This is a genomic window from Acinetobacter lactucae (genome assembly GCF_013344765.1).
GTDB classification, from domain to species: Bacteria; Pseudomonadota; Gammaproteobacteria; order Pseudomonadales; family Moraxellaceae; genus Acinetobacter; species Acinetobacter lactucae_A.
The window spans coordinates 1-13,417 of record NZ_JABVBF010000094.1; the positions used below are offsets into that span (position 1 = coordinate 1).

Consider the following 13,417-nt stretch of genomic DNA (forward strand, 5'->3'; position numbering starts at 1 on the left):
GAATACGGGTTATGATAGATCCAGCCAATGATTATGCTATCGCACAAATTATTAGAGAAAAAATTATTGCTGATAATAGTTTGAATATGCAATCTGCTTGGGTGTTTAAGTGGGCATCGCTTACAGCTCAGTAAAACAAAAAGGAGTCCGAAGACTCCTTTTTTATTCGTGTAAGTTTGTGGTGATTTTCTGCATAATTTGCAGTAATACATCAAACTCACTTTGTAGTGGTGTGCTTTTACGAGTGACTAACGCTAAAGTTCGACTAGGGGCATCTTCAATTGGTTTTGCAGTAATTTGATCATTAAACTTGATCATACTGTTTTCAATTGCAATTTCTGGTAGAAGCGTAAAGCCTAAATCAGAAGAAACCATTTCGACCAAAGTTGGTAAAGAGCTTGCTTTTAAACGGTTGTCGTTTTTACGTTCACCGATAGGGCAAGCACTTAAAACGTGGTCACGTAAACAGTGACCTTCTTCAAGCAAAATTAACCTTGATAAATCAAGATCATCTAGAGAGTTTGCTTGCAAAGCATTTGTATCTTGTTTACTACATACAAGGTACAAATTTTCTTTCGAGATTTCAGAGACTTTTAGGCCTCTAGTATCAAAAGGTAGAGCAAGAACAATCATGTCTAGATTACCATGTTCTAGACGCTCTACAATTTTTTCACTTTGAGCTTCATGCAGATGCAACTGAATTTTAGGTAACTGCTGATGCACTTCATCAAGTAACCGTGTCAGAATAAAAGGTGCAATGGTTGGGATCACGCCCAAATGCAAATCACCTGTTAACGGTTCACTCATTTCACGGCTCAAACGCATTAAATCTTGAGCATCTGCTAGTAGTACACGGGCGCGAGCAACGACTTGTTCACCCAAGGGTGTTAAACGCACATTCTGACGGTCACGCTCTACCAGAACGCCACCTAACAATCGTTCAAGCTCCATGATGCCGCCTGATAACGTCGATTGCGTGACAAAAGAGCGGCGTGCTGCTTCAGTAAAATGCAAAGTTTCCGACAACGTAACTAAATATGATAGCTGTCTTAGTGAGGGTAATGCAGCCATAGTGTCCTAGTATGATGATTTAAAATGATGCGCAAATAAACCGCTAAGCTGTGGAATAAAATGTGCAGGGATATCATGCCCCATTCCATCAATTAATTCAAACTTAGCACCGGAAATTGCTTTTGCTACAGCCTTACCATGACTAGGTGGAAGTAAGCGATCACGAGAGCCATGTAAGACTAACGCAGGTTGCTTAATTTCACGGTCCAGTTGAAGTAAGGAGCCTGTACATAATATTGCTAAAAACTGTTGAAGTACACCAGCAGGGTAATAGCTACGTTGATAAAGTTTGCGTGCAGTTTGCATTGCTTCAATCTGGTTGACGTAACCGGGTGAGCCAATCAGTTGAAATAGTTTTAAACTGTGATTAACAATACCATCTTCGTCACGTGACTCGGGTTTGCCAATTAAACTCAAAAGTTGTTTCGGAAAAGGAGGAGGTAAAAAAGGCTGATTATTACTGGTAAACATAAGCCCCAATTTCTCGACCTTTTCAGGATATTTTGCTGCAAGAATTTGAGCAATCATGCCGCCCATTGATGCGCCAATGACATGTGTTTTAGTCACTCCTAGGCGATCAATAAGCATTGATACATCATCTGCCATATCATGCAATGTATAAGGTGCACCTTGATTACTTAGCCCAAGTGCAAAGCGACCCATCAATTTAACCGTATTTAGCCGTTTACCTTCATGACGTACTTTTGAAGAAAGGCCAATATCACGATTATCAAAACGAATAACACGAAAACCTTGATCAATGAGTGATTTACAGAAGAAATCCGGCCAGAAAAGCATTTGAGCCCCAAGACCCATAATTAACAAAATGGTTGGATGATCCGGTTTTCCACCTACTTCTACATGTAGCTCAATACCATTGCCTAAGTTGACTTTGGTCTCTTGCATGAAAGATGTGTACGGTGAAATGTTAAACTGTAAGGCGCTATTCATGTTATTCATTCCTCAAAGGAATACTCACAAAAGAGTATTCCTGATTCAAACCTTATGCTTGGGCTGGAATAAGATCTGGAACAAGCTTTGTTAAAGTTAAGCGTTGTTTACCTGCCGTTGCACCTAACAATACGAAACCACGCAATGTTCCTTCATTGTCAATTGCTTTAGCAAGCATACCATCGTCGAACTCTTCTGTTTCCCAGTTTACTTCTACATCAACTGGTGCCGGTAAAACGGTAAGTGGGGCCGCTGGAGTTTTTACTGCTACTGGCATAGCAGGATAATGCACGGCAGTTTGTTGTCCACTGAGGGTTTTAGCAAGAGCACGAGCCTGCTGCATAATTGGCATTACATATGGAAGTAGCGTGCCATTTACTTCTGCACAATCCCCAATCGCATAAATATCGGCTTGATTCGTTTCAAGCAAACTATTGGTAATAATGCCACGGCTTGTTTGAATATCTGCGCTTTTCGCAAGTGAAATATTTGGCTGTAAACCAATAGCTGAAAGAACGATGTCAGCAACTAAAGTTTGGCCGTTTGCGAGCGTAATCGCATAGTCTTGACCATTATTAATTTTGCTGACTTTTTCAACGGTTGTGCCTAATGCAAATTTAACACCAGCCTCTTCGAGATTTTGCTGGAATGCAGAAGCAATATGACCTGGCAATAAGCGACCTAATGGTTGAGGCGCTAAATCAATAACAGTAATGTCATATTCACTGTGAAGTAAGTCATTGGCAAATTCACAACCAATTAAACCGGCACCCAAAATAACAACACGTTTGTCTTTACGTTGAGCTAGATTTTCACGGAAAGCACGGTAATCAATTAGCGAGTTCACTACATGAATGTCATCACTACCATCACCTGCAATTGCAAGACGAATTGGATTAGCGCCAACCGCTAAAATTAGTTTTGAATAGGGTTGATTAGAAGTTACCCCATCTTTCTCAAGCACAAGTTCATGGCGTTCAGCTAAAATTTCTTTTACATAAGTAAAAGGCTCAATACGCATATTGAGTTGGGTACCCATTTTAGCAGCATCACCTAAAGCAATCTGTTCAGGTGCTTTTTTACCTGCAAACGCATTTGATAATGTTGGTTTTGCATAATTTACTGCATCATCCGCACAAATCATTACAAGTTCTTGCTCTGGGCTAAGCTTACGGAACTCACGTGCTAAGGTATAACCCGCCATGCCTGATCCGATAATGACGATAGGATGCATTTTTTTCTCCAGAGTTAGAATTGTTTATTTAATACGGTGATTGGTAATATTTGTAAAAAAGACCATGTCAATCATGGCCTTTTACTTTAAATCATTAGATTTCGATCATTTCGAAGTCAGCTTTTGAAACGCCGCAATCAGGGCAAGTCCAGTCATCAGGGATATCTTCCCATTTTGTTCCAGCTGCAATGCCGTCTTGTGGCCAACCTTCTGCTTCATCGTAAATCCATCCACAAACGATACATTGATATTTTTTCATGAGACTCTCCGCACTGATAAGTTTGCTTAAAGCTGCCTTTCAGTAAAACTATTCCATCTATTAATAATGTAACCACGATCCGGTCAATAATAACCAATGTGCCTTTGATCGGATATCAAATTTTTACGCAGTTCTACATTTAATGTAAAGCAAATAACGGAGTTTAATCATTCGTAAGCAAAGATGAATGGCAGGTTAGGACAAATAAGTGGTTATTTAGGCAAAACTTCAGCATAAGCTAATAATAAGTAATGCATTCTTATTGTTAATTTTTAACTTGACTTCACTTATTAAAGTACTGAAAAAATAAAAAGTACCTGATCATTTAAAATGATTTATATAATAATCAAGTCAAATAACAACAAATAAAGATCAAATAGATGTCATCATTAAACGCGAAAATTAAAATTCGACATCATAAGAACAGAATAGATCAGGGAAATGAACTATGGAAAATTTAGTATATGAAGTAGAAATTGAGGCGCCTATAGAAAAAGTGTGGGACATACTTTGGAATAGCGAGACATATAATGCTTGGACAAAATTCTTTGCCCCAGACTCTTCCATGCGTACAGATTGGCAAGTCGGTGGTAAAACGTATTTCCTAGATGGTGAAGGCAATGGCATGGTTTCCACAATCGAAGAAATGAAAAAACCAGAAATCTTGATTTTTAAACATTTAGGAATGATTAAGGAGGGTAAGGAAGATTTAGAAAGTGAAGAGGTTAAAGGTTGGAGCGGTTCCCTAGAAAAATATTTTTTAAGCCAACAAGATAATGTAACTACTTTAAGAGTGGAATTGGCCACCTTACCTGAATATATGGGTATGTTGAAAAGTGGCTTCGTTCAAGGTTTTGAGGTGATCAAGAAATTAGCAGAAGGAAAATAGGTAATTAGCATCAATTTAAGCCAAATATCTTTTATAAATTTTCATAATCAAATCATTGATACGAGAAGGATAGGCCAAACGATGGTGTCCACCTTCAAACGTTTCAATATTCATGTAAGGAGCAAGTTTTGCTTGAACCTGATACATATCAAGTTGCTCGTCTCCTAATTCTAAATAGGCCATTTTAGGATTAGAAAGGGTCAGTTCCTCTTCTGACAGTTGAGGGTAGTCAGGTCGAAAACTCGGCGTAAGGCTTGGATTCGCCACAATAACAGCTAATTTATGTTGAGCGGCAGTTTTTAAGGCCCAATACCCTCCAAGGCTGTGACCAACCAATAAATCTGGTTTGATGGTTTGAATAGCCTGATGATAAAAGTACTCAACCGACGCATAACTTAAGTTACGATAATCAACGTCAATACAAAATTTTTCAGGATGTAAAATGGCATGGAATTTTGTCGATTCACGAGAAGAATCCAAGCCATGTAAAAATAGAATTTTCATTATTTACGACACAATCTCATTGATAAAATAAAGGCAAGTAGGGCCTTTGAATATCGACGTTATTTGGATTTTTATATATTTTACTAAATGCTTTAAAAAATGATCTTAGCGATTGGTCTAAGTCATTTTGCCTTTAAAAATTAGTGTTGGTTTCCATAAATTGTCTTTTTTCATTTTTGTTTGATTGAAATCATTCGAAAAACTCCTGCAATCTGTTAAGCTATGCCACTTCATTTTTACTTAATCGAGGCAGAGATGACGCAACAAAACGCTCAATCGACTTCTGAACCAACTATTTCCGAAAACGATTTAATTGCACAGCGTCATGCCAAATTAAAGCAAATCCAAGATGTTGCAAAGGAAACTGGAAAGAGTCCTTGGCCAAATACTTTTAAGCGTGAACATTACGCTGCTGATCTACAAGAACAATTTAAAGATCAGTCGAAAGAACAAATTGAAAGCGCTGAGCATGTCTATGTAAAAGTGGCTGGGCGTGTCATGTTAAACCGTGGTTCGTTCATGGTGATTCAAGACATGACAGGTCGTATTCAGTTATATGTTGACCGTAAAGGCTTACCAAAAGATATTCTTGAAACCATTAAAGGTTTAGATCTTGGTGACATTATTGCTGCCGAAGGTTATATCGGACGTTCAGGCAAAGGTGACTTATATGTTCATCTTGAAGGTTTTGAACTTCTTACAAAATCTCTTCGTCCGTTACCAGATAAATTTCATGGCTTAAATGACACAGAAGTTAAGTACCGTAAACGTTACCTTGACTTAATCGTGAATGAAGAGACACGTAAAACTTTTGAAATCCGTGCCAAAGTTGTTGCAGGTATTCGAGCATTTTTAAACAATGAACGTTTCATGGAAGTTGAAACGCCAATGATGCATGTGATTCCGGGCGGTGCTTCTGCGCGTCCATTCGAAACACATCACAATGCTTTGGATATGCCTTTATTCTTACGTATTGCACCTGAACTTTATTTAAAACGTTTAGTTGTTGGTGGGTTTGAACGTGTGTTTGAAATCAACCGTAACTTCCGTAATGAAGGGGTGTCAACACGTCACAACCCTGAATTCACGATGATTGAGTTCTATCAGGCATATGCTGATTATAAAGACTTAATGGCATTGACTGAAAATATGCTTGAAAAGTTGGCTTTGGATATTCTAGGTACAACTGATGTTCCTTACCAAGGTGAAGTATTTAGCTTCAAAGGACCATTCAAGAAAATCTCTATGTTCGATGCGATTTTAGAGAACAATCCGCAGTTCACACCTGAAAATGTAGGTGATCGCGAGTTTCTTGCAAAATTTATTCGTGAAGAATTAAAAGAACAAGTTAAGCCTGGTTTTGGTTTAGGTAAGCTTCAAACAATCGTATTCGAAGAAACTGTTGAAACAAAGCTACGTCAGCCAACATTTATTACCGATTATCCAGCGGAAACATCTCCATTGGCGCGTCGTAATGATGACAACCCACATGTTACCGACCGCTTTGAATTTTTCATTGGTGGCCGTGAATTGGCAAATGGTTTCAGTGAGTTAAATGACCCAATTGACCAGGCTGAACGTTTCCAAGCTCAAGTTGCTGAGAAAGATGCTGGTGATGATGAAGCAATGCATTACGATGCAGAGTTTGTTGAAGCACTTGAATATGGTTTACCTCCAACGGCGGGTGAAGGTATCGGTATTGACCGTTTAGTTATGTTATTTGCTGATGCACCAAGTATTCGTGATGTGATTTTATTCCCACACATGCGTCGTAAAGAAGGTTAAACCTCTAAAGAAAAAAAGGCAGTATTTATACTGCCTTTTTTATTACTCTTATATCTCAAAAACTTACCTATCTATACTAATTCTAAGATAGCGTTAAAAAATGTAATTGCACAGTTTAACAATTGCAAAGTTGTGATAAAAAATTTAAGGTGTTGCTCATAAATAACTTTGAGAATTGTGCTGGCATGTTTCTAAAAAAAACACTTTCGATTGCAATATTGGCAACTGCTTCATCCGCTATTTTTGCACAAGGTTTGGTGCTAAATAATGAAGACTTACGTACAGATTTAAATTGGTTGAATCAACAAGGTGTTATCAATATTAGCACTTCAACTTGGCCGTTAAGTGGTGATGAAATTCAGCGTGCACTCTCTCAAGCAAAGGTGACACATCCTGCTCAACAAAAAGTTATTAACTCAGTTCTTAATGCATTAAAAGCAGATAATAATACAGTTAAAGTGGGTGCTTTTGCTGAAACTGATATCAAAAATATTCCTCAAGCATTTGGCGATAACCAAAAAGCTCAATATCAAGGTTCGTTAGAGTTTAATGCGGGTGGGGAAAACTGGGATGCAAAAATCCGTGTAAATGCAGAAAAAGATTCTCAAATTGATAATGGGCAAGATGTCAATGTCGAAGGTTCATATGTCGCTGGCAAGCTTTGGAATCAGTGGGTAGTTGCAGGACAAATTCCAACATGGTGGGGACCTGGACACGATGGTAGCTTAATCCGTGGTGATGCAAGTCGTCCAGTTTATGGCGTGACTGCACAGCGTGCTGTACAAAATGCTTTTGAGACAAAATGGTTGTCTTGGATTGGGCCTTGGCAATATCAAGCATTTGCTGGTCAATTAGATGATTATAAAGCAATTCCAGATGCTAAATTATTAGGTCTACGCATAACTGCACAGCCATTACCATATTTAGAATTAGGAGCTTCTCGAACTTTACAATGGGGTGGTGAAGGACGTTCTGAAAGTTGGGATTCTTTATGGAATGCAATTAAAGGTAATGATAATGTTTATGACGCAGCTGAAGATAGATCTAACCAAATCGCAGGGTTTGATGCCCGTTTAAATTTACAATCTCTTATCAATACCCCTGTTGGCATTTATGGACAGTATGTAGGTGAAGATGAAGCGGGTGGTTTACCTTCTAAGAAAATGTACTTAGCTGGTGTGGACTATTCGTCAAGCTACAATGATATGCCATATCAACTTTACGCAGAATGGGCTGATACACGAACCAATGGTGATGTAAAAGGCATTTCTTATAATCATTATATTTATAAAGATGGTTATTACCAACATGGTTTCTCTTTAGGACACGCGATGGGGGGTGATGGGCAAATGTATTCAGTGGGTGGGGATATCCGCTTCGATGTCATGAACCGTTTAAGTGGTCGTGCTATGGTGGTGAAAGTGAACCAATCTAGCTTGGCAATCAATAAAGCCTTCCCTAAAGATGATGAAATTAAAGCGCTTGATTTAACTTGGACGCATTTCATCAAACCTGATCTTCCATTAAAAATTAATGGATGGGTAAGTGATTCGGATCTTGAAGGTAATGATGCAGGTGCATCTATTGGTGTTGAAATTCCATTAGAACGCAAAATGTTTGGTTTTTAAGCTTAGATCATGTTTTAGAAAAGAGAAGCGATTAATGCTTCTCTTTTTTTATGGTTTTTAGAGAAATCTAAAGATTAGAACAAGATTTGCTTAAGTTGACTACACAAGCTACGATTATGAAGTTATGCAAGTGAATCAGTATATTAGATGTATATGATTAAATCGAATATCAATATGAAAAAACAAGCAAAAGGAATCGGTTTTAAATCACTATAATGCATAACTAATGCTATAAGCCATATAAGGGCTTGTGGTTGGATTATTTATCACGAAAAATTGGAGTTGTTATGGCACTCGTTCCTCCACATGGTCTTCTAAGTGGTGGTTTAATACCACTTCTAGATTTTATGGGCAAAATGGATAGAGAAGGACGTGTTCATGACTGAATCAAGACTCACACATCTCAAACAACTTGAAGCTGAAAGTATTCACATTATCCGTGAAGTTGCTGCAGAATTCGAAAACCCAGTCATGCTTTACTCGATTGGTAAAGACTCAGCTGTAATGCTCCATCTTGCGTTAAAAGCATTTTATCCAGCTAAACTTCCATTCCCATTATTACATGTAGATACGGGTTGGAAATTTAAAGACATGATCGCGTTTCGCGATAACATGGCAAAAACTCATGGTTTTGACTTAATTGTTCACCAGAATAAAGAAGGCCGTGAAGCTGGAATCAACCCATTCGATCATGGTAGTTCAAAATATACCGATATTATGAAAACCCAAGCTTTAAAACAGGCTTTGGATAAATATCAATTTGATGCTGCTTTTGGTGGTGCACGTCGTGATGAAGAAAAATCACGTGCGAAAGAGCGTGTTTACTCATTCCGTGATAGTAAGCACCGTTGGGATCCGAAAAACCAACGCCCTGAACTTTGGAATCTTTACAATGGTAAGGTGAACAAAGGTGAAAGTATTCGTGTATTCCCTTTATCTAACTGGACTGAGTTAGATATCTGGCAATATATCTATTTAGAAAATATTCAAATCGTTCCTCTTTATTTCTCTGCTGTTCGTCCGGTAGTAGAGCGTAGCGGTACGTTAATCATGGTTGATGATGAGCGTATGCGTCTAAAAGAGGGTGAAGTTCCACAGATGAAGTCTGTACGTTTCCGTACACTTGGCTGTTACCCGTTAACTGGTGCAGTTGAGTCTGAAGCAGATACGTTACCTGAAATTATCCAAGAGATGCTTTTAGCCACGAGTTCTGAGCGTCAAGGTCGTATGATTGACCATGATGAAGCGGGCTCAATGGAAAAGAAAAAGCAAGAAGGCTATTTCTAAGACAATTTCTAAATTTGTGGAGTTTGAGCAATGTCTCATCAATCAGAATTAATCAGTCAAGATATCTTGGCCTATTTAAAGCAACATGAACAAAAAGACCTTCTACGCTTTTTGACTTGCGGTAACGTAGATGATGGTAAAAGTACGCTTATTGGACGTTTACTCTACGATTCAAAATTGATCTATGAAGATCAATTGCAAGCGGTAACGCGTGACAGTAAAAAAGTGGGTACAACGGGTGATGCACCAGACTTGGCATTACTGGTAGATGGTCTGCAAGCGGAACGTGAGCAAGGTATTACCATTGATGTGGCTTATCGCTATTTCTCGACCGAAAAGCGTAAGTTTATTATTGCGGATACCCCAGGGCATGAGCAATATACTCGTAACATGGCAACAGGTGCGTCGACTGCGGATTTGGCAATCATCTTGATTGATGCGCGTTATGGTGTACAAACACAAACACGTCGCCATACGTTTATTGCAAGTTTGCTTGGTATCAAAAATATTGTTGTTGCCATTAATAAAATGGACCTAGTTGAATATTCACCTGAACGCTTTACTGAAATTCAGATTGAATATGATGCTTTTGTAAGCCAGTTGGGTGATCGTCGTCCAGCCAATATTCAGTTTGTACCAATTTCTGCTTTAAATGGCGATAATGTTGTAAACCCATCAGCTCATACGCCATGGTACAAGGGTCAGACCTTGATGAGCATTCTTGAATCAGTTGAAATTAGTCGTGAGTCAAACAAACACGAATTCCGTTTCCCTGTTCAGTATGTAAACCGTCCAAACCTTGATTTCCGTGGTTTTGCAGGTACGATTGCTTTAGGTGAAATCAACGTGGGTGATGAGATTGTTGCTTTGCCGTCAGGTAAGCGTTCAACAATTAAAGAAATCGTCACATTTGATGGAAATCTTGAGCAGGCTGTAGCAGGCCAAGCGGTTACATTAACTCTAAATGATGAAATTGATATTAGCCGCGGTAACGTTTTAGTGCGTGCTGGCGAGCAACCATTAATTTCACGTAGTGTTCGTGCCTCAGTAGTATGGATGAATGAACATCCGCTCGTGAAGGGCAAGTTGTACAACGTTAAGATTGGTACACAGACCGTTCCTGCTAAAGTCACTACTATCCATTATCGTGTGAATGTGAATACACTTGAACACACACAGGTGGAAGAACTTGAGTTAAATGCAATTGCAGATGTTGTGGTTGAGTTCGATGCACCAGTTGTATTTGATCAATACCAAGACTCTCGTTATACAGGTTCGTTCATCTTTATTGATCGCTTAAGCAACGTAACTGTTGGTGCGGGTATGGTTGAAGCTGCTGTTGAATGGACTGCGCATAGTAATCCTGTAACAGCTGAAGATCGTGCTGCACGTTTAGGTCAAAAGCCAGCAGCAGTTCAAATTCCTGCAAAAGCCTTAGAACAGTCTCAACTTATTGAGAGTTCGTTAATTCAACAAGGTGTTGTTGCAATTGCTAAAGCTGGTCTAACGGAAGAGCAAGTTGCTTTGCTGCGTCAAACTGGTGTAACTGTTTTAACGACAGTTGCTGAAGGTACCGATACCAGTATTACAACCGAAAATGTTGATGAGTTGGTTGAACAAATTATCGCATTAGTACGTTTATAATTCGTTAAGTTCTTAAAAAGCCCTGAGTATTCAGGGCTTTTTTATTTTTAAGCGATAATGACCATATTCGTGAATATCAACAATAAGCAAAGTGTGTCAAAATACGCTCCTTTATCGATAGCACCAAAGGTCTTTCTATGGTTGATGTAACGCCAGCCCAAATCTTAAACCGCCTTAATGAACTTAAAACAGTAAATCTGGCGGAAGAAGCACAGCAAATTATCCGTGCGGGTGGCAAAGCCGGTAGACAAGAAAGCCATAAAAATGCCTTAGTTGTTTTACATCAAAATTTTGAACGTTATTTTATTGAAGCTGTGACCTTAGTATTTAACTTATTCCCAGCTCAAGAAAAGAAAATGCGTTATAAGAAAGATCGTATTCGTCTTTTTAAGCAACATGGGATTGATTACAACCAGCTTGATGGTGCGGATACTGCTCAAGTTTTGGCGCAAATTGCACAAGCAATTAGCTATGATGATGCAATCGTTACTCAAGATTTGCACGATATTTTCCCATTTTGGAAAGAAGGGTGGCCAATGGTTCAGTTTGATAATGCTTATAAAATTTTAGAAGAAGATATTACGTTGCATTTTCATATTGTGTTAGATCAATTAATTGAATATGTAGAAAAATAAAAAAAGCCCCGTTTGGGGCTTTTATTTTAGAAGAATAATTAAAGTGTACTAAAAAGTGGGAAAACACCAATCACTAAAGCGGTCCCCATCAAAACCATACATGTTATAAATGCCCACTTGAGAGTGAATTTTTGATGGTCTCCAAAATCAACTTTTGCAAGGCCACATAACAAATAGGTGGATGGAACAAGAGGTGAGAGCAGGTGCACTGGTTGACCGATAATTGATGCACGAGCAATGGCTTCTGGGCTAATACCGTAATGCGAAGCAGCTTCAGCAAGAATTGGTAATACACCATAGAAGAATGCATCATTTGACATAAAGAATGTCAAAGGCATACTGACTAGAGCAGTAATCGGTGCGAGATATGGCCCCATGCTTGGAGGAATCATTGCGACGAATTCTTTAGACATCGCCTCAACCATACCTGTACCAGATAAAATACCTGTAAAAATACCAGCCGCAAAAATTAAACCAACAACTGCTAAGACACTATCCGCATGCATTGCAATACGTTTTTTCTGCATATCAACATTCGGATAGTTAATGAGCATTGCAATACAGAACGCTATCATGAAGAGCACTGACATCGGTAAAATACCTTTGATTAATGCAATCATGAGAATAATCGTGAGTACCATATTTACTTTACGTAAATGTGGACGTGTCGCTTCAGGATCTTTTGATACGGTAATATTGTCACCGTGATGACTTTCAAGCTCAATTACGCCTAAACGTTTTTGTTCATAGCGACCATATAGGTATGCCAAGAAGAATAACCAGCCAATACTTACGATCATTGGAAGAATCATTGGTACGAAAATATGGCTCGGATCAACTTGAAGGGCACTCGCAGCACGAGCGGTAGGACCACCCCATGGCGTTAAGTTCATCACACCGCTACAGAGCAGCATCAGGGCTGTCATAATAAGAGTGTTCATACCTAAACGTTGATAAAGTGGCAACATTGCAGCCACACAAATCATATAGGTGGTTGAACCATCACCATCTAAAGAAACGAGAGTAGTTAAAAAGACAGTTCCTAGGGTAATTTTTAAAGGATCGCCTTTAACTTTTTTCAAAATCCATTTAACTGGTGGATCGAAGAGACCTGCATCGATCATTAAGGCAAAATATAAAATTGCGAATAAAAGCATTACGCCAGTTGGCGCTAATTTTTTGATGCCATCCAGCATCATCTCACTGAGACCTTTAAGTTCAATGTGACTTAAACTTTCAAAGTAATGACCTAGGCCCCAAGCAATGAGAGCGAAAAGAAATGGGATGAGAATTAAAGCAATAATAGGGCTTAAACGTTTGGACATGATTAAGTACATGAAGCACAAAATCATGCCAACACCAAGTAATGTCAGCATACAATCAATCCTTTGCCTATAGTTTTACTGAACAAGTTTATTCAAAACTCTGACCTTGGTTATTCTTATTAATTTTTATTAAAAAGACAAATAATATATTTAGTTTATTTGGTTAATATATATTCGTTTGGATGGGTATATTGAGACGAAATAC

The 13,417-nt window shown here is 38.6% G+C and carries 13 protein-coding genes and 1 pseudogene; 8 read left to right on the forward strand and 6 right to left on the reverse strand.

All coding sequences use genetic code 11. The features are described 5' to 3' along the window. A pseudogene (locus HUN22_RS10665) lies at positions 1–134 on the forward strand (SPOR domain-containing protein); the annotation flags it as partial. Between the two features lie 28 nt (positions 135–162). Here the strand turns inward: HUN22_RS10665 and oxyR are convergent. From oxyR to rubA, 4 genes are all read right to left on the reverse strand, one after another. Continuing rightward, positions 163–1,071, reverse strand: coding sequence for a LysR family transcriptional regulator OxyR (gene oxyR, locus HUN22_RS10670; protein WP_174728959.1), 909 nt, complete (start codon positions 1,069–1,071; stop codon positions 163–165). Positions 1,072–1,077: 6 nt separating this feature from the next. Next, positions 1,078–2,022 (reverse strand): esterase EstB, encoded by a 945-nt coding sequence (estB, locus tag HUN22_RS10675; protein ID WP_031947660.1) that lies wholly within the window; start codon positions 2,020–2,022, stop codon positions 1,078–1,080. 52 nt (positions 2,023–2,074) lie between these two features. Further along, on the reverse strand, positions 2,075–3,256 hold the full coding sequence (gene rubB, locus HUN22_RS10680; RefSeq protein WP_174728962.1) for a rubredoxin reductase RubB: 1,182 nt from the start codon (positions 3,254–3,256) through the stop codon (positions 2,075–2,077). 94 nt (positions 3,257–3,350) lie between these two features. Next, positions 3,351–3,515, reverse strand: coding sequence for a rubredoxin RubA (rubA, locus tag HUN22_RS10685; protein WP_000760495.1), 165 nt, complete (start codon positions 3,513–3,515; stop codon positions 3,351–3,353). A 448-nt stretch (positions 3,516–3,963) separates the two neighbouring features. Between rubA and HUN22_RS10690 the strand changes: the two genes are divergently transcribed. Further along, complete coding sequence (locus tag HUN22_RS10690) at positions 3,964–4,404, forward strand: SRPBCC family protein (RefSeq protein WP_174728965.1); 441 nt, start codon at positions 3,964–3,966, stop codon at positions 4,402–4,404. Positions 4,405–4,419: 15 nt separating this feature from the next. On the opposite strand, the gene HUN22_RS10695 is transcribed toward HUN22_RS10690, so the two are convergent. Then, positions 4,420–4,908, reverse strand: a complete 489-nt coding sequence (locus tag HUN22_RS10695; RefSeq protein ID WP_174728968.1) for a YqiA/YcfP family alpha/beta fold hydrolase — start codon at positions 4,906–4,908, stop codon at positions 4,420–4,422. A 255-nt stretch (positions 4,909–5,163) separates the two neighbouring features. Here HUN22_RS10695 and lysS point away from each other — a divergent pair, with 255 nt between their 5' ends. The 6 genes from lysS (at position 5,164) to HUN22_RS10725 (ending at position 11,887) form a co-directional block, all read left to right on the forward strand. Continuing rightward, positions 5,164–6,693 carry a lysine--tRNA ligase gene (gene lysS / locus HUN22_RS10700; RefSeq protein WP_217485512.1) on the forward strand — a complete coding sequence of 510 codons (1,530 nt, stop codon included), beginning with the start codon at positions 5,164–5,166 and terminating at the stop codon, positions 6,691–6,693. 185 nt (positions 6,694–6,878) lie between these two features. Beyond that, complete coding sequence (locus tag HUN22_RS10705) at positions 6,879–8,321, forward strand: capsule assembly Wzi family protein (RefSeq protein ID WP_174728974.1); 1,443 nt, start codon at positions 6,879–6,881, stop codon at positions 8,319–8,321. Between the two features lie 254 nt (positions 8,322–8,575). Continuing rightward, on the forward strand, positions 8,576–8,707 hold the full coding sequence (locus HUN22_RS10710) for a hypothetical protein (protein WP_081401316.1): 132 nt from the start codon (positions 8,576–8,578) through the stop codon (positions 8,705–8,707). Beyond that, positions 8,700–9,608, forward strand: coding sequence for a sulfate adenylyltransferase subunit CysD (gene cysD, locus HUN22_RS10715; protein WP_000140408.1), 909 nt, complete (start codon positions 8,700–8,702; stop codon positions 9,606–9,608). The genes HUN22_RS10710 and cysD overlap by 8 nt, the downstream gene beginning before the upstream one ends. Before the next feature lie 30 nt (positions 9,609–9,638). Then, entirely contained in the window at positions 9,639–11,252 is a 1,614-nt protein-coding gene (gene cysN / locus HUN22_RS10720) for a sulfate adenylyltransferase subunit CysN (RefSeq protein WP_174728977.1), read from the forward strand. 137 nt (positions 11,253–11,389) lie between these two features. Next, positions 11,390–11,887 carry a hypothetical protein gene (locus tag HUN22_RS10725; RefSeq protein ID WP_174728980.1) on the forward strand — a complete coding sequence of 166 codons (498 nt, stop codon included), beginning with the start codon at positions 11,390–11,392 and terminating at the stop codon, positions 11,885–11,887. A 38-nt stretch (positions 11,888–11,925) separates the two neighbouring features. On the opposite strand, the gene HUN22_RS10730 is transcribed toward HUN22_RS10725, so the two are convergent. Next, complete coding sequence (locus tag HUN22_RS10730; protein WP_016144639.1) at positions 11,926–13,263, reverse strand: CitMHS family transporter; 1,338 nt, start codon at positions 13,261–13,263, stop codon at positions 11,926–11,928. Positions 13,264–13,417 lie beyond the last annotated feature (154 nt).